The 19,631-nt window shown below is 68.4% G+C and carries 18 protein-coding genes and 1 pseudogene; 11 read left to right on the forward strand and 8 right to left on the reverse strand.

The features are described from left to right. The first annotated feature begins 77 nt into the window (after window positions 1-77). Window positions 78-2,051 carry an acyl-CoA dehydrogenase family protein gene (locus ACFQ50_RS08020; protein ID WP_377995052.1) on the forward strand — a complete coding sequence of 658 codons (1,974 nt, stop codon included), beginning with the start codon at window positions 78-80 and terminating at the stop codon, window positions 2,049-2,051. 223 nt (window positions 2,052-2,274) lie between these two features. Further along, a complete protein-coding gene (locus ACFQ50_RS08025; protein ID WP_377994995.1) occupies window positions 2,275-3,228 on the forward strand; it encodes a hypothetical protein in 954 nt (317 codons plus the stop codon). A gap of 41 nt (window positions 3,229-3,269) precedes the next feature. On the opposite strand, the gene ACFQ50_RS08030 is transcribed toward ACFQ50_RS08025, so the two are convergent. Then, window positions 3,270-3,680, reverse strand: coding sequence for a YchJ family protein (locus ACFQ50_RS08030; protein WP_377994996.1), 411 nt, complete (start codon window positions 3,678-3,680; stop codon window positions 3,270-3,272). 220 nt (window positions 3,681-3,900) lie between these two features. Between ACFQ50_RS08030 and ACFQ50_RS08035 the strand changes: the two genes are divergently transcribed. The 4 genes from ACFQ50_RS08035 to ACFQ50_RS08050 all read left to right on the forward strand — a co-directional run bounded on the left by ACFQ50_RS08035 (window position 3,901) and on the right by ACFQ50_RS08050 (window position 7,927). Further along, window positions 3,901-4,689 (forward strand): hypothetical protein, encoded by a 789-nt coding sequence (locus ACFQ50_RS08035; protein ID WP_377994997.1) that lies wholly within the window; start codon window positions 3,901-3,903, stop codon window positions 4,687-4,689. Between the two features lie 127 nt (window positions 4,690-4,816). Continuing rightward, window positions 4,817-5,821 (forward strand): aldo/keto reductase family protein, encoded by a 1,005-nt coding sequence (locus ACFQ50_RS08040; protein WP_377994998.1) that lies wholly within the window; start codon window positions 4,817-4,819, stop codon window positions 5,819-5,821. A gap of 9 nt (window positions 5,822-5,830) precedes the next feature. Beyond that, window positions 5,831-6,682 carry an SDR family oxidoreductase gene (locus ACFQ50_RS08045; RefSeq protein WP_377994999.1) on the forward strand — a complete coding sequence of 284 codons (852 nt, stop codon included), beginning with the start codon at window positions 5,831-5,833 and terminating at the stop codon, window positions 6,680-6,682. 120 nt (window positions 6,683-6,802) lie between these two features. Beyond that, window positions 6,803-7,927 carry a sulfite oxidase gene (locus ACFQ50_RS08050; protein WP_377995000.1) on the forward strand — a complete coding sequence of 375 codons (1,125 nt, stop codon included), beginning with the start codon at window positions 6,803-6,805 and terminating at the stop codon, window positions 7,925-7,927. Between the two features lie 6 nt (window positions 7,928-7,933). Here the strand turns inward: ACFQ50_RS08050 and ACFQ50_RS08055 are convergent. From ACFQ50_RS08055 to ACFQ50_RS08070, 4 genes and pseudogenes are all read right to left on the reverse strand, one after another. Beyond that, a pseudogene (locus ACFQ50_RS08055) lies at window positions 7,934-8,185 on the reverse strand (RpiB/LacA/LacB family sugar-phosphate isomerase); the annotation flags it as partial. Window positions 8,186-8,206: 21 nt separating this feature from the next. Continuing rightward, window positions 8,207-10,003 (reverse strand): dihydroxyacetone kinase family protein, encoded by a 1,797-nt coding sequence (locus ACFQ50_RS08060; protein ID WP_377995001.1) that lies wholly within the window; start codon window positions 10,001-10,003, stop codon window positions 8,207-8,209. Between the two features lie 82 nt (window positions 10,004-10,085). Continuing rightward, a complete protein-coding gene (locus tag ACFQ50_RS08065) occupies window positions 10,086-10,859 on the reverse strand; it encodes an SDR family NAD(P)-dependent oxidoreductase (RefSeq protein ID WP_377995002.1) in 774 nt (257 codons plus the stop codon). Between the two features lie 29 nt (window positions 10,860-10,888). Continuing rightward, on the reverse strand, window positions 10,889-11,713 hold the full coding sequence (locus tag ACFQ50_RS08070) for a sugar phosphate isomerase/epimerase family protein (protein WP_377995003.1): 825 nt from the start codon (window positions 11,711-11,713) through the stop codon (window positions 10,889-10,891). Between the two features lie 191 nt (window positions 11,714-11,904). Between ACFQ50_RS08070 and ACFQ50_RS08075 the strand changes: the two genes are divergently transcribed. The 5 genes from ACFQ50_RS08075 (at window position 11,905) to ACFQ50_RS08095 (ending at window position 16,467) form a co-directional block, all read left to right on the forward strand. After that, window positions 11,905-13,242 (forward strand): MFS transporter, encoded by a 1,338-nt coding sequence (locus ACFQ50_RS08075; RefSeq protein ID WP_377995004.1) that lies wholly within the window; start codon window positions 11,905-11,907, stop codon window positions 13,240-13,242. Window positions 13,243-13,307: 65 nt separating this feature from the next. Next, the gene (locus ACFQ50_RS08080) at window positions 13,308-14,174 is read left to right on the forward strand and encodes a transketolase (RefSeq protein ID WP_377995053.1); all 867 of its coding nucleotides are present in this window, start codon (window positions 13,308-13,310) and stop codon (window positions 14,172-14,174) included. Further along, entirely contained in the window at window positions 14,171-15,181 is a 1,011-nt protein-coding gene (locus tag ACFQ50_RS08085) for a transketolase family protein (protein ID WP_377995005.1), read from the forward strand. Before ACFQ50_RS08080 ends, ACFQ50_RS08085 begins: the two co-directional genes overlap by 4 nt. A 135-nt stretch (window positions 15,182-15,316) precedes the next feature. Further along, window positions 15,317-15,970, forward strand: coding sequence for a GntR family transcriptional regulator (locus ACFQ50_RS08090; RefSeq protein WP_377995006.1), 654 nt, complete (start codon window positions 15,317-15,319; stop codon window positions 15,968-15,970). A gap of 110 nt (window positions 15,971-16,080) precedes the next feature. Further along, a complete protein-coding gene (locus tag ACFQ50_RS08095) occupies window positions 16,081-16,467 on the forward strand; it encodes an RNA-binding S4 domain-containing protein (RefSeq protein ID WP_377995007.1) in 387 nt (128 codons plus the stop codon). A gap of 8 nt (window positions 16,468-16,475) precedes the next feature. Here the strand turns inward: ACFQ50_RS08095 and ACFQ50_RS08100 are convergent, their stop codons facing one another. Genes ACFQ50_RS08100 through ACFQ50_RS08110 form a run of 3 tightly spaced genes read right to left on the reverse strand, consistent with a single transcriptional unit; the run spans window position 16,476 to window position 19,569 of the window. Beyond that, window positions 16,476-17,126, reverse strand: coding sequence for a dihydrofolate reductase family protein (locus tag ACFQ50_RS08100; RefSeq protein ID WP_377995008.1), 651 nt, complete (start codon window positions 17,124-17,126; stop codon window positions 16,476-16,478). Further along, complete coding sequence (locus tag ACFQ50_RS08105) at window positions 17,123-18,949, reverse strand: DUF4389 domain-containing protein (protein WP_377995009.1); 1,827 nt, start codon at window positions 18,947-18,949, stop codon at window positions 17,123-17,125. The genes ACFQ50_RS08100 and ACFQ50_RS08105 overlap by 4 nt, the downstream gene beginning before the upstream one ends. Beyond that, window positions 18,946-19,569 carry a hypothetical protein gene (locus ACFQ50_RS08110; protein WP_377995010.1) on the reverse strand — a complete coding sequence of 208 codons (624 nt, stop codon included), beginning with the start codon at window positions 19,567-19,569 and terminating at the stop codon, window positions 18,946-18,948. The genes ACFQ50_RS08105 and ACFQ50_RS08110 overlap by 4 nt, the downstream gene beginning before the upstream one ends. Window positions 19,570-19,631: the final 62 nt, after the last annotated feature.

The raw sequence follows: 19,631 nt of genomic DNA on the forward strand, positions 1-19,631 counted from the left end.
AGGCGACCGAACGCCCGGCCACTGACAGCACAGCACCAGGCCCCACGGCTGCGGACGGCACTGGCGCCGTCCCGCCCGTGGACAGTCCCGCGTCCGAGACACCTGTCGCTCCGGAGAAGATCGGTGCGGGCGCGTCCGCCGAGGACGCCCGCGCCATTGCCGAGGCAGCACGCGAAACCGAGTGGGCCAGGCCCAGTTTCGCCAAGGGCCTGTACCTCGGCAGCTTTGACCTAGGCCTCATCCATCCCTGGCCCGCCGCCAATCCCGATGACGTGGAGCGCGGCGAGGCTTTCATGGCGCGGCTGACGGAGTTCTGCCGCACCATGTCCGGACGGACTATCGAACGCGACGCGAAAATTCCCGACGAGTACCTGCGCGGCCTCGCCGGACTGGGCGTGTTCGGCATGAAGATACCGCAGGAGTATGGCGGCCTGGGCCTGTCCCTGGTGTACTACGGCCGGGCGCTGGCCCTGCTGGGATCTGTTCACCCGAGCCTGGGCGCCCTGCTCTCCGCCCACCAGTCCATCGGCGTGCCGGAACCGGTGAAGGTGTTCGGCACCCCCGAGCAGAAGCGCCAGTACCTGCCGCGCTGCGCGGAGGGGGCCGTCACCGCATTCCTGCTGACCGAGCCCGACGTCGGCAGCGACCCCGCCCGGATGGGCAGCACTGCCGTGCCCGCTTCCGACGGCGGATCGTACGTGCTGGACGGCGTGAAGCTATGGACCACCAACGGCGTGATCGCCGAGCTCGTGGTGGTGATGGCCGTGGTGCCGCAGCACACCGATGCGGACGGCGCCGTCCACAAGGGCGGCATTACCGCGTTCGTCGTGGAGATGAGCTCCCCGGGAATCACGGTGGAGAACCGCAACACCTTCATGGGCCTGCGCGGCATCGAGAACGGCGTGACCCGGTTCCACCAAGTCCGGGTGCCGGCCGCCAACAGGCTTGGCCGTGAGGGCCAGGGGCTGAAGATTGCGCTCACCACGCTGAACACCGGCAGGCTCTCGCTGCCCGCACTTTGCGTGGCGACGGGCCGCTGGAGCCTCAAAATCGCCCGGGAATGGTCCAACGCCCGCACCCAGTGGGGCCGCCCCGTGGGCAAGCACGAGGCAGTGGGCAAGAAGATCGCATTCATCGCCGCCACGGCGTTCGCCCTTGACGCCGTGTTCGAGCTGTCCGCGGAGATGGCCGACGCCGGGCAAAAGGACGTCCGCATCGAGGCGGCCCTGGCCAAACTGTGGTCCACCGAGATCAGCTACCGGATCGCGGACGAACTTGTGCAGATCCGCGGCGGCCGCGGCTTTGAGACGGCCGACTCCCTGGAGGCCCGCGGCGAGCGGGCCGTCCCCGCCGAGCAGCAGCTGCGCGACCTGCGGATCAACCGCATTTTCGAGGGTTCGTCCGAGATCATGCGGCTGCTGATAGCCCGCGAGGCCGTGGATGCGCACCTCGCCGCCGCCGGGGACCTGGCCTCCGCGGAGGCGAGCCTTTCGGACAAGGCGCGGGCCGCCGTCGGCGCTTCCGGCTTCTACGCAAAATGGCTGCCCAAGCTGGTGGCGGGCGCCGGCATGGATCCGCGGTCCTACAGTGATTTCGGGCGGCTGGCCAAGCACCTCCGCTTCGTGGAGCGGTCCTCGCGCCGGCTGGCCCGGCAGACGTTCTACGGCATGGGCCGCTGGCAGGCCCGCCTTGAGCACAAACAGGCGTTCCTGGGCCGGATCGTGGACATCGGGGCCGAACTGTTCGCCATGGCCGCCAGCTGCTCCCGCGCCGAGATGCTGCTCCGCTCTGCCCCCGAACGGGGCGCCACCGCTTTTGAACTGGCCGACGCCTTCTGCGAGCAGGCACGCGTGCGGGTGGACGAATACTTCGACCAGCTGTGGCGGAACACCGACGACGGCGACCGCGACGTCGCGCGCAAGGTACTCGCCGGAGACTACACATGGCTGGAAGCCGGCGTACTGGACCAGTCCGAGGGGACGGGCCCTTGGATCGCCGATGCGTCCGCCCGCGAGTCGACCAGGGAGAATTTGCACCGCGCCTACCGCTGACCGCGCCCGGCGCCACGCACCGCTCCCCGCCCACCAGGCACCGGCCCCGACCTCAATACCGCCTTTGACAAGGGAAGACGCGCCAAACCAGGATACTAAGCATCCTTGCTAATGCCCATTGAACGGAGTTAGCTAGAAACTGAGGCCAGTGCCTTGGCCTCGGCATTGCGTTGCCCGGCTTAGGCCCCTGAGTCCGGGTCCGTTCAATGAAAGCGAGTCGCTGATGAGCAGCCCAACCGGCGCCGGGGAAAGACGCCCCCGGCGCACCTCCCCTGAATCAGACACCTCCGAATCCACCGGGCCCGATCTCAACAGGCCACAGCACAGCACGGCAGAGTCCTACCCTGCCGACTACAGCACTGCGGAGCGCAGCCCGGCGGACACCCCCACGGAAGCCACTCCTGTCTACGACGCCACCCAGACCCGGCGGTCGGACCGCCCCGGCGTCACCAGCACCGGCGCCACGGCGGACACGCGCACCCGGGCCCTCAACACCACGGCCGCAGACACGCCGTACGCCGAGCGCGACTACACACCCGACAATGAACCCGACGGCCGCCCGGACACGGCACGGCCCGACGATCCGGCCTTTGCCACCCGGGAGATGGCCGCGGCCCGCCAAAAGGAGGCCTTCGGCGGCATCAAGATTGGCTCGGCGTTCTTTGGCTGGCTGGCCGCCACTGGCATGGCCGTGCTGCTGACCGCCCTCGTCGCCGCTGCCGGCACCGCCGTGGGACTTGCCACGAACACCGACGTGAACGCCGCCGTGGGCCGGGCCGCCTCGAACCAGACGGTGGGGATCGTGGGCATCATCGTGCTTCTGGTCATCCTCTTCGCTTCCTATTACAGCGGCGGCTACGTCGCCGGCAGGATGGCCCGGTTCAATGGCGCGAAGCAGGGGTTCATGGTGTGGATCTGGGCCCTGATCGCCGCGGTGCTGGTGGCCGTGCTCGGCATGATCGCGGGCGAGCGGTTCAATATTCTGGCCCAGCTGAACAGCTTCCCCCGGATTCCGGTCAACGAGGGCCAGGTAACCACCACGGGCATCATTGCCGCCGTCGTGGTCGCTCTGGTGGCCCTGGTGGGTGCCGTCCTGGGCGGCATGGCCGGGATGCACTTCCACCGTAAGGTGGACCGTGCCGGCTTCACTCCCACGGCGGACTATGAGGAGCGCTGAACGCGGGACTACTGACCCCGGCGTCCGCCGGGCAGTAGCCGCTACGGGCTAAGCCCGACGGCGACGCCGTCGATGTAGTACCAGCGCCGGTCCACCCTGCGGAAGCGGCTCGATTCGTGGTGGACGCCGCGTTCGCCGTCCTGACGGAAGTGCGCCTTGAACTCCACGACGCCCTCGGTGTCGAGCGGGCCGCCCCGCTCGACGGACACGATGTCCAGCCGCCGCCATTCCAGACCAGGATCGAACTCCAGCTCCGCGGGCCGGCTGCTGGCATGCCATGTTTTGAGGAGGTAGCCGGCATCCAGCAGGACGAAGGCGGAGTAGCGGGAACGCATCAGCTGCTCGGCGGTGGCTGCCTCCGCCGAACCGCTATGGAACCGGCCGCAGCAGTCCGCGTACTGCTCCCCGGACAGGCAAGGGCAGTTGCCGGAGAAGGGTTCTGGCTGGGTCATGGCATCCTTGGGAACTTTGGTGGTCGCTTGCCGGAACAGCCTATCGGCGCGTTGATAAGGCCGGGTCCTATAACAGCTTTGAAACAACAGTTGCCGGCACTTGTCATGAGGGCATGTCGGCAGTAAATAGTCCGTATGGTGGTTAGGGGCTGTTTCCGGCGTGACCACCGGGCTCGATCACGTGGGTGACGGGCCGGGCGCCGATGGTAAGGAGGGTAACGTGCAGGATCCGACAACGATTGCACTGAACCTGACCTTTTTTGGCACCCTGGGTGTTGCCTTCCTCATGTTCATCGGCCTGTGCATCAGCGTCATGCTCACGCTGGTGATTGCGGGGCTGGGACGCCTCGCGGCGCTGATCGTGATGGCGCTGTTCGGCCACCTCCCCAGGAACGAGACGATCGAGATCGTGCGGCTCGCTGCTGACGGAAGCCCGCTGCCCGCGGACGCCGAAGTGGTGCCGGCAAAAGGCAAGGCGAAAAAGGCCGCCAAGGCCCCCCGGCCGGTCCGCGAGCCCCGTGCGCCGATCGACTGGAACAAACTGCGGACCCGCGCCGGCCTCCGGGAGGCGCTCCGCGGCGCCGTCGTCCACCACCCCCTGGTGACGGCCGCCCGGCCGGTGCCGCCCGTCCTTGCGAAGAACTGGGCCGACGCCGTCGCTGCTGCCGACGCCCGCGCGGTGGCGCGTGCCCGGGCCGCCGCGCCGGACGTCAAGGTCACCGTGCGCGACCTGCCGCCGCCCGACGTCGCCGCGGCCAGCGTGACCGAGGTGGCGCCGCTCGTGGAGTCGGCCCTGCGCCACAACGCCGTGCCGGGCGAACCGTCCAGCACGGGCGCCTCCGGCACGGGGGCCGCCAGCAAAGGCGAAACGGTCCGGTCCGCCTTGGCGCTCTCCGCCCAGCCGCCGCGTCCTGCGCGGAAACCCGCCGTTGCCGGACATGTCTCCGTCCTGGACACCGGTTCCATGACGTCGCTCGCGCAGCACCCGGACGCCCGCACCCGCGCCTGAGCGCCCTGGTTCCGCGCCACCGGCCTCAGACCACAAGCCTGGCCGCGGAGGCAGCAGGGACGCCGGCCGCGAGATAGGCCGCCGGCATCCCTTACCCTGAGCAACCATGTCCGCTAGCGTGAAACCCATGGAATTCAGATACCTCGGAAACAGCGGCTTCAAGATTTCGGAAATCACGTTCGGCAACTGGCTCACGCATGGCTCGCAGGTGGAGAACGACGTCGCCACCCGGTGCGTGCGGGCGGCACTGGACGCCGGCATCAGCACCTTCGACACGGCGGACGTCTACGCCAACACGGCGGCGGAAACCGTTCTGGGCGAAGCGCTCAAGGGCGAACGCCGGCAGTCCATCGAGATCTTCACGAAGGTGTTCGGTCCCACCGGCCCCAAGGGGAAGAACGACCTCGGCCTGTCCCGCAAGCACATCATGGAATCCATCGACGGGTCCCTCAGCCGGCTGCAGACGGACTACGTGGACCTGTACCAGGCGCACCGCTACGACTTTGAGACGCCGCTCGAAGAAACGATGCAGGCGTTCGCGGACATCGTCCGGCAGGGAAAGGCCCTGTACATCGGGGTCAGCGAATGGACCGCCGAGCAGCTCCGCAACGGCCACGCCCTGGCCAAGGAACTGGGCTTCCAGCTGATCTCCAACCAGCCGCAGTACTCCATGCTGTGGCGGGTCATCGAGGAGGAGGTAGTGCCGGCGTCGGAGGAACTGGGTGTCTCCCAGATCGTCTGGTCCCCCATGGCGCAAGGTGTGCTGAGCGGCAAGTACCTGCCGGGCCAGCCGTTGCCGGAAGGCAGCCGCGCCACCGACGACAAGGGCGGCGCGAAGATGATCCAACGCTGGATGCGGGACGACGTCCTGGCCGCGGTGCAGGAGCTGCGGCCGGTCGCCGAGGAAGCCGGGCTGACCATGCCGCAGCTGGCGGTGGCCTGGGTGCTGCAGAACCCGAACGTCGCCTCAGCGATCGTGGGCGCCTCCCGGCCCGAACAGGTGGCCGACAGCGCCGCAGCCGCCGGTGTCCGCCTTGACCCGGACGTCCTGAAAAGGATCGACGACGCCGTTGGCTCCCTTGCCGAACGGGACCCGGCCGAAACCAAGTCCCCCGCAACCCGCGAAGGCTAGGAATCCCCCATGACGGAACTTCCAGACCTTGCCGTGACCGGCTCCACCGGGGTCCTGGGCGGCATGGTGGCACGCCAGCTCTCCGACGCCGGGTTCTCCCAGCGCCTGCTGGTGCGGGACACCCTGCGGGCGCCGGACCTGAGGGACGCTCCGGCGGTGGCGGTCAGCTACGGGGACCCGGCGCTGTCCCGGCCCGCCCTGGAAGGCGTCAAGATCCTGTTCATGGTGTCGGCGGCGGAGGCGGAGAACAGGCTGCAGCAGCACTACGCCTTCGTGGACGCCGCCGCGGAGGCCGGAGTGCAGCACATTGTGTACACGTCCTTCTTCGGGGCGGCGCCAGACTGCACCTTCACGCTGGGGCGCGACCACTATGCCACCGAGGAGCGGATCAGGGCGTCCGGGATGGGATTCACGTTCCTGCGGGACAACTTCTACCTGGATTTCCTGCCCATGCTGGCCGGTCAGGACGGTGTTATCCGGGGCCCGGCAGGCGACGGCGTCATGGCCGCCGTCGCGCGGGAGGACATCGCCCGGTCCGCGGTGGCCGTGCTGCGAGACCCGGCCGTCCACGCGGGGGCAACCTACGACCTGACCGGGCCGGAGGACATCTCGCTGGGGCACGCCGCCGAGGTGCTTACACGCGCCACGGGCAGGACCGTCACGTACCATCACGAAACCGTGGAGGAGGCGTTCGCCTCCCGTGCGTCCTACGGCGCACCGGAATGGCAGGTGGAGGCCTGGGTCAGCACGTACACGGCGATTGCCGCCGGCGAACTGGCCGGGGCGACGTCGGACGTGCACGGCCTCACCGGCCAGGATCCGATGACGCTCGAGGACCTGGTGAAGCTGCCGCAGCTGTAAAGGGCGGTTGGCGGGGCGGGGCTGTTGACGGTCATATTGGGGGCGGCGTAAACCTGTGAAGAGGAGCACGCCAATCAGCAGCACCACACAACACGCAGCACCGAGCAGAATCGCAAGGCCATGTCCAAGCTGATCTACCGCCGCCGACCGTCCGCCCGCCCCGCGCCCCATACCGGTGTACCAGCGCATTCCGGTGAACCCACGCATGGCCCGATCTCCAGGGAAGAGCTGCAGCTCGCCGTGCGGAACCACTCGATGCCGCTCGAGGCCCTGCGCGAGGACGTGACTCCGCCCGGGCTGCACTACGTGCTCACGCACTTCGACATTCCGCAGGTCAGCGGCGCCTGGCACCTGCGGATCGGCGGCGCCGTGGAGCGCGCGATGGAACTGAGCCTTGCTGCGCTGAAGCGGGATCCGGCCATCAGCGTCCAGGTGACCATGGAGTGCGCCGGCAACGGCCGGTCCCTGCTCCGGCCGCGGCCGCTCAGCCAGCCCTGGACGCTGGAGGGCGTGGGGACGGCCGTGTGGACCGGAGTTCCGCTGGCGTACCTGCTGGCCCAGGCCGGCGTCGAGCCGGAGGCCGTCGAGGTGGTGTTCACCGGTCTTGATGCCGGGATCCAGGGCGGCGTCCGGCAGCAGTACGCCCGGAGCCTGCCGATTTCGGAAGCGTCCCGGGCCGACGTCGTCCTCGCCTACAAGATGAACGGCAGCGAACTGCCGCCGCAGCACGGCTATCCGCTCCGGCTGGTGGTCCCCGGCTGGTACGGCATGGCCAGTGTCAAGTGGCTGCAGTCGATCCAGGTTGTCACGACGCCGTTCCAGGGCTTCCAGCAGTCGGTCGCCTACCGCTACCAACACAACGCGGACGACGCCGGCACCCCGGTTTCGCGGATCAGGGTACGGTCGCTGATGGTCCCGCCGGGCATTCCGGACTTTTTCACCCGCCGCAGGTACCTGCAACGCGGGCCGGTCATGCTCCAGGGGCGGGCGTGGTCCGGTGAAGCCGCTGTGACAAGGGTGGAGGTCGGCATCGACGGCAAGTGGGTTCCGGCGCAGCTGGACAAGCCTGCCGGCGCCTTTGCCTGGCGCGGCTGGAGCCTGCCGTGGGTGGCCGATACCGGCCACCACGAACTGGCGTGCCGGGCCACCGACGCGACCGGCGCAGTGCAGCCGCTGGAGCAGCACTGGAATTACCAGGGCATGGGGAACAACACGGTGCAGCGGGTGCGGGTCATCGTCGAATAAGTGTGCTCAGCACCCTTCGTAATCGCTAAGCACATTCAGCTTGCCTGCCGACGCCGACTCCGGGTCGAAGGCGTAGCCCACCCATTCCCGCGCGAGCCTGCGCGCCAGTTCCAGGCCGACCACGCGCTGCCCCATGGTGAGGACCTGGCAGTTGTTGGAAAGCACGGACCGCTCAACCGAGAACGAGTCGTGGGCAGTGGTGGCACGGATGCCCGTCACCTTGTTGGCGGCGATGGCCACGCCGATCCCCGTACCGCAGTGCGGGAGCGGCGGCGGCGGTCATACCGTGGCCTCCGCTTCGTCGCGGGCATGCGCTTCGTCCTGTCCCGCTTCGTTCTGTCCCGCAGCGGGCGGGGCGGCGTGACGGGCCAGCTGTCCGCCCATCACGGTGAAGATCATGGCCAACGACGTGGCCCCCGGATCGGCGGTGCCCAGGCTTTTTTCCGCCAGCGGCCGGGCGCGGCCCTTGAGCGGGCGAAGCGTGGCGGTGGCCGCGGCGGCGGGCGTCGCAGCGGCGGCGGCTTCCTGCCAGGCGGTCTCGGCGCCGGCCCCTTCCGCCGTCCGGCGGGCCAGGGTTTCGGCGAACGGCAGGAGAGCATCCACCATGGTTTTGTCCCCCACCCCGGCCTTGCCCAGGCCGGTGATGCGGCCGGCGAACGCCGTCACGGCGGCCGAAAGCTCCGCCGGTTCCGGCGCCTGGCTGTTGCCGAGCGACTCGCCGAGGGCCCGCAGACCCGCACCCCAGAGGACCCCCGATGTTCCTCCGGCCCGGTCCGCCCAGGCATCCCCGGCGGCCGCCAGGACGTCTCCCGCGCCGGCACCCCGGGTGAACGCGTCAGCTGCTGCGGCCACCGCTGCATCGACGCCCCTGACCATGCCGCGGCCGTGGTCGCCGTCGCCGGCAACGGCATCCATGTCCCCCAGCCGCGGCTCCTCCGCGCGCAGGAGATTACGTGCCGCCTCGAGCGCGGCGACGCATGCGGTTGCGTACTCCCGGGAGGAAGCGGTGGCGGCGAACGCAACGGCGGTGCTGTCGTCGTCGGACACCTCAGCGGCGGGAAGGCTGCCGGACTGCGCGGCAGTGGTTCCCCGGCGGTACGCCGGGGTTTCCGCCGGCGCCGCCCAGAGCGGCTCCAGTTCATCATCCAGCCACGTGACGGTGAGGGACACTCCGGCCATGTCCAGGCTGGTGACCAGTTCGCCCACCTCCGGCAGCACCAGGGTGTAGCCGGCATCGCGGAGCAGCGGAGCAACCGTCCCCCAGAGCACGAACAGCTCCTCGTGCTTGGTGGAGCCGAGGCCGTTGAGGATCACCGCAATGCGCTGCCCTGCCCCGTCCGGTGTCTCGGCCAGCACCCGGGACACCAGTTCGCGGCCCAGGTCAGCAGCCGGCGGAAGGTCCGTGTCGAAGAGGCCGGGCTCGCCGTGGATCCCCAGGCCCAGCCCCATCTGCCCCTCGCCCAGCGAGAACAGCGGCGCGTCGGCGCCCGGGAAGGTGCAGCCGGCAAACGCGCTGCCGATGGTCCGGGTGAGGCTGTTGGCCTTGCGGCCCAGGCGGACAACCCCGGCCAGGTCCGCGCCGGCTTCGGCGGCCGCCCCCATGACCTTGAAGACCGTAAAGTCCCCGGCGATGCCGCGCCGCTTGGACGCTTCCGACGGCGGTGCGCTGGCGACGTCGTCCGTCACCAGGACGTTTTCGACGGCGATGCCCTCGGCGGCCAGCCGCTCGCTGGCCATCCCGAAGTTCATCACGTCGCCGGCGTAGTTGCCGTAGGTGAACACCACACCGGCGCCGCTGTCCGCGGCCTTGGCCACGGCGTAAGCCTGCTGGGCGGACGGTGACGTGAAGATGTTTCCCACCACCGCGCCGTCGGCAAAACCGGGTCCGATAAGCCCGGCGAAGGCGGGGTAGTGGCCCGAGCCGCCGCCGGCGAGGACCGCCACCTTCGGTGCCGCAGGGCGGTGGCGGCGCACCGCGCCGCCGGGAACCTGGCGGACCAGTCCGGAGTGAATATCGCAGAAGCCGGCGAGGGCTTCCTCGGCGAAGTCCGCTGGATTGTTGAAGATTCTGGTCATGGCTGGCTCTCTCTGCGGCGTATGTGGTGTGCGGCGGGGCGGCTGGGTGTGCTGGGCGGGTTTTGCAGCGCTTTGGGCCCTCTTAGTGCATGTGGCTTCCGCCGTTGATGTCGATGGTGGTGCCGGTCAGGTAGGCGGATTCCTCGGAGGACAGGAAGGTGATGACGGCGGCGACTTCCTCGGTGCTGGCATTGCGGCCCAGCGGGATGCCGGCATTGATGGCGGCTTCCTGCTCCTCCGTGCTGCCGACGCGGATGTTGGTGTCCACGGCGCCCGGGGTGATGGCGTTGACAGTCACGCCGGAGTCGCCCAGTTCGCGGGCCAGGGCCTTGGTGAAGCCGAGGATGGCGGCCTTGGCGGCGGAGTAGGGCACCTTGCCGAAGACGCCGCCGCCGCGCTGCGCGGAAACGGAGGACATGTTGACGATCCGGCCCCAGCCGTTGTCGATCATGTCCGGCAGGAAGGCCTTCGTGACGAGGTAGGTGCCGGTGGAGTTCACGGCCATGACCTTGTTCCAGAGGTCAAGAGTGGTTTCCAGGAAAGGCACCGGCGAGGTGATGCCGGCGATGTTGGCCAGGGCGCCGACGGCGGGAAGGGCGCCGCTCGTGACCTCGGCGGAAACTGCCTTGTACGCGGCGTTGACGGACTCCTCGTTGGTGACGTCGACCTCGTAGCCGAACGCCGGGACGTTGAATTCGTTGCCGATTTCGGTGGCGACCTTCGCGGACTTTTCGCCGTCGAGGTCCAGGATCACCACGCCCCAGCCCTGGCTGGCGTAGCGGCGGGCGGTGGTGATGCCGATGCCCCGCTCGGAGGTGGCTCCGGTGAGGACGGCGGTGCGCTGAATGGCGGTCATGATGCTCCTTGGTGGTTTTGTGTGGTGGTTCAGATGAGGTCGGTGATGAAGCTGGCTGCCTTGGCGGCGGCCGCCGGGCGTTCGTCGTGGGTGATGTCCCGGGTTTCCAGTTCCAGGCTGAAGTGCCCGGTGTAGCCCTGCTCGGCCAGGCCCCGCAGCCCGGCGGCGAAATCGGCCTGGCCGTTGCCGATGCTGAGGTTGATGTTCCCGGGCACGGCATCACGCAGATGCACGTGGGCTATCCGGCCCTCGTGGCGTGCCAGGTACTCCAGCGGGTCCTCGCCGGCGGCGACGATGTGGCTGAAGTCCATGACAATTCCGACGCCGGAGCCCGCCAGCCGCCGTGCCAGCAGTTCGGCGCGTTCCAGGTTCCAGCAGAACCGCAGGAAATGCAGCGACTCAGTCCAGAGTTCGACGCCGAACCCGGCCGCGCGCTCCCCGGCCCGGATGAGCTGTGCCGCGACGGTGTCCAGGTCCTCCTCTATGCTGCGGACCGGCTCGTGGCTCAGCGCACCGCAGGGAAGGACCAGTGCCTTGGCCCCCGTTTTGGCGGTGAGGGTGAGCAGTGCATCAAGGTGCCTGTCCCGCTCAGCCTGCTGGCCGGCGCCGAGCACTGCATTGAGGTCTCCGATGTCCCCGTTGACGGAACGCACCCGCAGTCCCGATGCGGCCACGTCACCGGCGACTGCTGAAACGGCGTCCGCGTCGAGCTCATACGGAACGTGATCGCAGACGCCGGGGAGGGCGCCCAGGTCGATCTCAGCGAAACCGAGCCCGGCGATGGTTCGCAGGGCTGCCGGCAGGTCCTGGTGGCGGAAGCTGATGGATGAGCACCCGAGTCGGGAATGGAACATCGTTGTTGATCCTCTGGTTCGTGCCCGGCAGGCGGTAGTGATGGGCACCACATTAGCGGTGACGACTGTTAACAGTCAACTCCTGACGGTGACTGTTGACAGTCAGCATGACGTCGGTCACACTGGAACACATCTTGTTAACAGTCGACAGCGCTGGAGCTTCTCCAGCCGCTCTTCGAAAGGGAACCACCATGAGCAACGAAGCTCTGAACATGCGGGGGCCGGTCCACGGCACCAAGGACGCCCGGCGGGTCGCCATCGGCTCGGGCGTCGGCGCCGTGATCGAGACGTACGACTTCATCGGCTTCGGCACTGCGGCGGCTCTGTACTTCGGAACCGCGTTCTTTCCCACCGGCGACCCGGTGACCGGAACGCTGGCAGCCTTCGCCACGCTCGGCGTCGGCTTCGCCGCCCGCCCGCTGGGCGGCATCATCGGCGGCCACCTGGGCGACAAGGTGGGACGCAAGCCGGTCCTGGTGGCGTCCCTGATCCTGATGGGTGTTGCCACCTTCCTGATCGGCCTGCTGCCCACGTACAGCCAGGTGGGCCTGCTGGCCCCGGCGCTGCTGGTATTCGTCCGCGTGGTCCAGGGCCTGGCCTTCGGCGCCGAATGGGGCGGAGCCATCCTGATGAGCTACGAGCACGCGCCCTGGAAGTCCAAGGGCAAGTACACGGGCATCGTCCAGGCCGGCTTCCCGGTGGGCCTGCTGCTGGCCAACCTGGTGTTCCTGGTCAGCGTGAATCTCGGCGGCGAGCTCGCCTGGCGCATCCCCTTCCTCGCCAGCATCGTGCTGGTGGTGGTCGGCCTGATCATCCGCTCCAAGGTTCCCGAGTCCCCGGTCTTCGATGAGGTCAAGGACCACGGCGACATCGTCAAGTCCCCCATCGTGGAGGTCATCAGGACCGACTGGCGCAACATCGTCAAGGGCATTGGCCTGCGCATCGCCGAGACCGCCGGCTACGCCGTTTCCATCACCCACATGATTTCCTACATCAACAGCCAGCACCTGGCCGACAAGACCCAGACGCTGGTGGCCCTCTGCATCGCGTCCGCCATCGGCATCTTCGCCACCCAGGCCTGGGGGCGCCTGACCGACCGGATCGGCCGCCGCCCCCTGTACATCTGGTCCACCGCCTTCGCCGCGCTGTTCGCCATTCCGATGTTCCTGCTGGTCAACACCGGCCTGTTCGTCTTCATCATCGCCACGATCGTGATCTCCTACGCGGTGTGCCAGAACTCCCTCGCCGGAGCCCAGGGCGCCTGGTTCCCCGAGCTCTTCCAAGCCAAGACCCGTGCTTCCGGCGCCTCGCTGGCCTACCAGATCTCCGCCATGGTCTCCGGCTTCACCCCCTTCATCACCACCCTGCTGTTCGTGAGCTTCGGCTGGATCGGCCCCGCCCTGCTGTTCGGCCTCTACGCCCTGATCGGCCTGTGGGCAGCCTTCGCCACCCGGGAAACCTGGGGCAAGCGGGAGCGGCAGCTGGCTGATGAGATCACCAAAAGCACCCCCCAGTCAGTGAGCGCCTGATGACTGCCGTCAACGAAACCGTCCCGCAGGAACTGCACACCCGGGCTCCCCGCCAGAAGGAACGAATGACCCAGGAAACTGCAGCAGAACGACTCGAACGGGTCAGCGCCGCCGCCTACCGGATCCGGCACCATTCGCTGAACATGGGCGAGGTCCAGGGCCAGGGCTACGTGGGCCAGGCGCTCGGCGCCGCGGACATGCTCGCCGTCGTGTACGCCGACCAGCTTCGGTTCCGCGCCGAGGACCCGCACTGGGAACAGCGCGACCGGTTCCTGCTCTCCACCGGGCACTACGCCATCGGCCACTACGCGGCCCTGGCCGAGGCCGGCATCGTCCCCGTCGCCGAGTTGGAAACCTATGGTTCAGATGATTCCCGGCTCCCCATGTCCGGCATGTCCACCTACACCCCCGGCATGGAAATCTCCGGCGGTTCCCTGGGCCACGGACTCACCATCGCCGTAGGCATGGCCCTGGGCCTGCGCTACCAGGCCTCGGACGCCAGGATCTACAACTTCCTCTCCGACGGCGAACTGGACGAGGGCTCCACCTGGGAAGCCGCCATGGGCGCCCACCACCACCAGCTCGGCAACCTCACCGCCATGGTGGACATCAACGCCCTGCAGGCCGACGGCAAGACCGACACGGTGCTCCGCACCGAACCCATCACCGAAAAGTGGGAAGCCGCCGGCTGGTACACCCAGCGCGTGGACGGCAACGACGTCGCCGCGCTGCTCGCCGCGTTCGACAACGCCGCAGCGCAGGCCGCCGCCAGCGGGCGGCCCTCCGTGATCCTGTGCGACACCAAAGTGGGCCGCGGCGTGCCGCTGCTGGAGGAACGCGAAAAGGCGCACTTCATGCGCATCGAAGAACACGAATGGCAGCTCTGCCGCGAGCAGCTGACCGCAGGATACGAAGGAAAGGCCGCCCGATGAGCACCACCGCAGTGAAGGCCATCGGCACCGCCCCCAGGCTCAAGACCTCGGCCATGATCGCGTCCTTCGCCGATCCGGGCCAGAAAACCGCCTCTGCCCCGTTCGGGCACGCCCTGGTCAAGGCCGCGCAGGAGAATGACAGGATCGTCGGCCTCACCGCGGACCTGGGCAAATACACCGACATGCACATCTTCGCCAAGGCCTTCCCTGAACGGTTCTTCCAGATGGGCATGGCCGAACAGCTCCTCTTCGGCGCCGCCGCCGGCCTTGCCGAGACCGGCCTGGTGCCGTTCGCGTCCACCTATTCAGTGTTCGCCGCCCGCCGCGCCTACGACTTCCTCTGCCTGGACGCCGCCGAACCCAACCTGAATGTCAACATCGTCGGCGGCCTCCCCGGCCTCACCACCGGATACGGCCCCAGCCACCAGGCCACCGAGGACATGGCAATCTTCCGCGGCATGCCCAACCTGACCATCGTGGACCCGTGCGACTCGATCGACATCGAGCAGGCCGTCCCGCAGCTGGCCGCTTCGGAAGGGCCGACCTACCTGCGCCTGCTCCGCGGCAACGTGCCCACCGTCCTGGATGAGTACGACTACACCTTCGAACTCGGCAAGGCCAACGTCCTGCGCGGGGGCAACGACGTCGTCTTCGTCTCCAGCGGCCTCATGACCATGCGCGCCCTCCAGGCGGCCAAGGCGCTGGCGGAACACAACGTGGACGTCGCCGTCGTCCACACGCCCACCATCAAGCCGTTCGACGCCGAAACAGTCCTGGCCGAAATCAACACCGACCGCCTGGCCGTCACCCTGGAAAACCACTCCGTGGTGGGCGGGCTGTTCGAAACCGTCGCCTCCGCCGTCGTCACCGCAGGCATCGGCAAGCGCGTGGTCCCGGTGGCGCTGCCCGACCAGTTCCTCGACGCCGGCGCCCTGCCCACGCTGCACGAACGCTACGGCCTGACCGTCCAGCGCATCGTCGCGAAGGTCCTCGCCGAACTCGGCTAAAACCGGGCTTCGGCGCCGCTGGAACGCCGCCGCGGCGGGAGCGCAGGGGACAAAGCTTGCCCAGCGCTCCTGCCGTGGCATCATTGTTAACACGGCAACTGTAGACAGTTGACCTCTGACCTTGGGGAGAATCCGATGGCCGCAGCAGCCCTTCTGGGACTGGAAAAGAAAAGCCTCCGCGAGCAGGCGCTGGCCGCGCTGCGCACCGCCATCACCAGCGGAGCGCTCGAACCTGGCCGCCACCTGGTGGAAACCGAGCTCTCCGAGATGCTGCAGATCAGCCGCGGCACGCTCCGGGAAGCCCTGCGGCAGCTCCAGCAGGAGGGCCTCGTGTCCGCGGGCGCCCGCGGCAGGCTCTCGGTCCGCCACCTGGATGCCAAGGAAATCCGCGACATCTATTCCGTCCGCGCGGCCCTGGAATCCCTGGCGGCCCGCACTCTCTGCGAACTGCCGGACCGCCAGCACGTCATCGGCTCACTCCGCACCGCCATCCAGGCCATGGAGGCGGCCACCCAAGGCACCATGGAGGAGCGGGTCGAATCCGACCTCGACTTCCACCGCACCATGTGCCGCCTCACCGGCAACGAGACCCTGCTCCACTCGTGGGAATCGCTGGAAGGGTCCATCCGGATGTCCATCATGTTCGCCGGGCCCGACAAGGGCGTCCGGAACATGAGCGTGGACCGGCACAACGACATCGTCGCCGCCATCGAAACCGGCGACGCCACGTTGGCCCGCGACACCATCCGCGAACATATGGACTCCGCCGCGGCCATCCTCGTCGCATAGTTTCTTCATGGCGGCGCGCCGACGCGCCGAGAGGTGAGATCTCATCGTTTTCGCCGGGCCTAAGCATCGAGACCTCACCTTTCGCCGCCCGGATATACTCGGCTGCAGTCATGAGCAGCCTTCCCTCAGCCCCCAGCACCGTACGCGTCGACGCCTGGCTCTGGGCCATCCGCGCCTACAAGACAAGGTCCGCCGCCACCGCCGCCTGCCGCGCGGGGCATGTGCGCATCAACGGAAATCCGGCCAAGGCCTCGCAGTCACTCGTGCCCGGGGATACCGTGCGCGTCCGCCAGCCCGGCTACGAACGGATCCTCGAGGTGCGCCGGCTTATCGCCAAGCGGGTGGGGGCGGAGGCAGCGTCGCACTGTTTCACCGACCACACCCCGCCCCGGCCTGTGGCTCCGGCGCTGGGGCTGCCGCAGCGGGACCGCGGGACCGGCCGGCCCACCAAGAAGGACCGCCGTGAAATGGAGCGGCTGCGGGGATCCGGCAGCTGAATGTTGCTTTATTCCTTGATCTGCTCGCGGCCCTCGCGCACCTCGAACTCCCCTACCTCCATGTCTGCGCCACCGAAGGTGGCCGGCAGGAGGGTCAGATGGACCGCACCCGAGGACGTCGCCTTGCTCCCGGCCAGGGTAAATGCCGACGGCGTGACCCCGGGTTCGAAGAGCCGCTTGCCCTGGCCGAGGACCACCGGGAAGATGATCAACCGGTACTCGTCCACGAGGCCGGCATCGTGCAGGGCGCGGACCAGCCGGTGGCTGCCGTGGACCTGCATTTCCCGGCCTGGTTCGGACTTGAGGTCGTCAACGGCCTCGAGGAAGTTCGCGGGGAGGATGGTGGTGTTGTTCCAGGTTGCCTCGGTGAGCGTAGAGGACACCACATACTTGGGCAGGCTGTTCAGCGCCTTCGCCACGGCGTCGTCCGGGTCCGTGACCTGCTCCCAGTACGGCTGGAACATCTGGTAGGTGGTGCGGCCCAGCAGGATGGCGTCGGCTTCGGCGAACCACGCGTTCACCATCCTGCCCATGTCCTCGTCGAAGAGCGGCACCAGCCAGCCGCCGTATTCGAAGCCGCCGCTGGTGTCCTCGTCCCGGCCGCCAGGGCCCTGCATGACGCCGTCGAGGCTCACGAAGGTGTGAACAGTGAGTTTCATGACGGCCCTCTGGGTGGAGTGGCCTGTGGACTCATGGCCGCGGGTTCACCGGGATCAACCGGGCCCATGTCGAGCCGGAACGGTGGATACTCGTCCCGCATCAGCGCCACGTAGGCTGCGACGCGGTAGACCCAGCGGTTGAGTCCGATCAGCAGGTCGAACAGGCTCCGGAGGTATCTGCCGGTGAACAGCAGAATGACGCCGGCGATGAAGGCCAGGAGCGAGAGCAGCGAGACGGTCCCGCCGGACGAGTAGCGGGCAGCGCCGCCAACCATGTCGTCGTCCGAGGACGTCGCCACCCAGGTGCGCGACGTTCCTACGAGCACGCCCACAATCACGAGGTGCGGGATGGCGAGCAGCCAGGACTTCACCAGCACCAGGCCGCGCGAGAGGTGGTCCGGATAGTCGACCTCGAAGTCGGCCGGATAGTCCGTGCGGGCCAGGGTGAACGGCGGATAGCGGTCCGTGCCGATCGCCGTGAACGCGTAGAAGGACACCCGCCAGCTCCAGCGCAGCACGCCCACGTTGAAGTTGAACAGCGAATGCGGGTAGCGGGCGGTGAACAGGATCGCGAACCACGCCACGATGGTGGTGACAAAGAGCGCGAACCAGAGGAAGAACAGCACGATCAGGTGCGGAATGGCCAGGAACCACTTGACCAGCCACATCCACCGGGACAGCGCCGGGTCGACGTGTCCGGTCAGGCGGGCCGGGTACCTCGGGTTTTCAAACTGCCCGACGACGGCGGGTGGTGGGGGTGCGCCCGCCCCGCCACCGTAGGCGGCATAGCCAGGGGCCGGGTACCCCGGTTCCGGGTAGCCGGGGGCGGGATAGGCTCCCGGCTGCATGCCCGGAGGCACTGCGCCCGGCGGTTCTGCGCCCGGCACACCCGCATCGACGGGCGGCACAGCCGCACCGGACGGGACACCTGCGCCTCCACCCGGGACACCCGCGCCTCCGTCTGGGACGGTTGAGCTGGCGTACGGTCCGGTTGCGCCGGCAGCGGCGGGAGCTCCCGCCGTCGGGGTTTCCGCTGGCGGGGCATGCCCCGCGAGCGGGTGCCCGGGCGGATAGTGACCAGGGTGATACTGGCCCGGCGGGTAGGTGCCGGGACGATACTGGCCCGGAGGAACGTGCGGCGGCGGCCCGTGCCGTCCCAGCCCCATGGCGCCGGCAACGATCAGCGGGACACCGATGACCAGCAACACGATCCCCGCAATGAGCAGCCACAGGAACAGCGGCCAGAGCAGGTCGGAGCGGACACCGGCCTGCAGGTCCACGGACAACGGGGCGGTGGCGTCGGCATTCATGACCACTACTGTCCAGCTGCCGGGGAGGATGTTCCATTTGAGTTCCTGCGTACCGGTGCCCTCGGCGGACGCGACCCAGAAGTTCTGGGCTCCGGGGCGGGCGGGGGTCCGGGTCCCGGGCACTTCGGTGTAGTCGACCCTGAAGGGCCGCAGGTTCAGTTCCCGGATCTCGGAGCGCTTGACGCCGTCGAGGTAGCGCGCCGCGTCCTGCTGCGGTGCGACGCCGATGAAAATTCCTTTGCCCGGGCTGGCTGCCGATCCGCGGAGCAGGATGCTGCCGGCCACGTCCGACGGAATGACGTCCGGCAGCCTGCCGCTGACCATGACGTCCAGCCCTGCGGAGGTGATGGCGGAGGATGCTGCGTCGAAACGGTGCGGCTGGGTGGTGAAGTAGCCTTCGTCGCGCTGCTGGAAGTTGAGCCAGCCTACCCCGGCCGCACCCGCCAGCAGACCCAGTCCCAGGAGTGCGGCGAGTGTACCGAGGACGAGCATTAATATGCGGCCAGGTTTCATGCCGGTTCCTTATCTCGGGCCCTGCGGCGGGGTGCCACCCGTGGTTCGGCATCGCCGGGGTGGGCGTCCGGTTCCACGGGAGTTGCTCGGGCGGCGGTTGTTTGGACGTCACTTGATCGTGCGGTGCCTGACCGGGCGGCGGGCTGTCCGGCGCTGCGTTCCTGGGCCATGCCGGCCCTGTCGCTGTGCTTGCCGTTCGGGTGCTGATTGTCCTCGTGCTTGCCGTCCGGATGCTTGTGGTCACCGCGTTGACGGTCAGGATGCTTGTGGTCACCGCGCCCGTGGGTGAATGAGGGGTGCTGGTGGATGCCCGGCCGGGGGTCCAGAATGCTCAGCCGGCAAGGCTTCTCGGACGTGCCCTCGCCGCTGAGTTGGGTGAGTTGGGCGGGGTCATGGAGCGCGGTGATGGTGTCCATGGCGGCACGGGCCATGGACAGATCCAGAATGAGGTCCTTGCCAGGCAACAGCGTCCTGGCGCGCCGTGCAACAACGTAAAGCGCCCGGATGTTGGCCGGCGTCAGGGTTCCGCGGACCTCAATGCAGGCGCGCTCCATGTTCGCGTCGATGTGGACCACGACCTTGAGGCGGTGATGGCTGGCAGTGAAGTCCACGGCGCTCACGTCCCCCTGGCGGGCAGTCGCTGCCCAGGCTGGCCCGGCCGGAACGTGTGAGGGGACCGGAT

The sequence above is a fragment of the Arthrobacter sp. NPDC056493 genome (assembly GCF_042795115.1).
Classification (GTDB): Bacteria; Actinomycetota; Actinomycetes; order Actinomycetales; family Micrococcaceae; genus Arthrobacter.

Bases quoted from the DNA above. Each gene is read 5' to 3' on its own strand.
- ACFQ50_RS08095 (WP_377995007.1), top strand. From the start codon at position 16,081: ATGAGCAGCCTTCCCTCAGCCCCCAGCACCGTACGCGTCGACGCCTGG.
- ACFQ50_RS08065 (WP_377995002.1), bottom strand. From the start codon at position 10,859: ATGACCGCCATTCAGCGCACCGCCGTCCTCACCGGAGCCACCTCCGAG.
- ACFQ50_RS08075 (WP_377995004.1), top strand. From the start codon at position 11,905: ATGAGCAACGAAGCTCTGAACATGCGGGGGCCGGTCCACGGCACCAAG.
- ACFQ50_RS08090 (WP_377995006.1), top strand. From the start codon at position 15,317: ATGGCCGCAGCAGCCCTTCTGGGACTGGAAAAGAAAAGCCTCCGCGAG.
- ACFQ50_RS08105 (WP_377995009.1), bottom strand. From the start codon at position 18,949: ATGAAACCTGGCCGCATATTAATGCTCGTCCTCGGTACACTCGCCGCA.
- ACFQ50_RS08070 (WP_377995003.1), bottom strand. From the start codon at position 11,713: ATGTTCCATTCCCGACTCGGGTGCTCATCCATCAGCTTCCGCCACCAG.
- ACFQ50_RS08030 (WP_377994996.1), bottom strand. From the start codon at position 3,680: ATGACCCAGCCAGAACCCTTCTCCGGCAACTGCCCTTGCCTGTCCGGG.
- ACFQ50_RS08045 (WP_377994999.1), top strand. From the start codon at position 5,831: ATGACGGAACTTCCAGACCTTGCCGTGACCGGCTCCACCGGGGTCCTG.
- ACFQ50_RS08080 (WP_377995053.1), top strand. From the start codon at position 13,308: ATGACCCAGGAAACTGCAGCAGAACGACTCGAACGGGTCAGCGCCGCC.
- ACFQ50_RS08050 (WP_377995000.1), top strand. From the start codon at position 6,803: ATGTCCAAGCTGATCTACCGCCGCCGACCGTCCGCCCGCCCCGCGCCC.
- ACFQ50_RS08040 (WP_377994998.1), top strand. From the start codon at position 4,817: ATGGAATTCAGATACCTCGGAAACAGCGGCTTCAAGATTTCGGAAATC.
- ACFQ50_RS08085 (WP_377995005.1), top strand. From the start codon at position 14,171: ATGAGCACCACCGCAGTGAAGGCCATCGGCACCGCCCCCAGGCTCAAG.
- ACFQ50_RS08060 (WP_377995001.1), bottom strand. From the start codon at position 10,003: ATGACCAGAATCTTCAACAATCCAGCGGACTTCGCCGAGGAAGCCCTC.
- ACFQ50_RS08100 (WP_377995008.1), bottom strand. From the start codon at position 17,126: ATGAAACTCACTGTTCACACCTTCGTGAGCCTCGACGGCGTCATGCAG.
- ACFQ50_RS08025 (WP_377994995.1), top strand. From the start codon at position 2,275: ATGAGCAGCCCAACCGGCGCCGGGGAAAGACGCCCCCGGCGCACCTCC.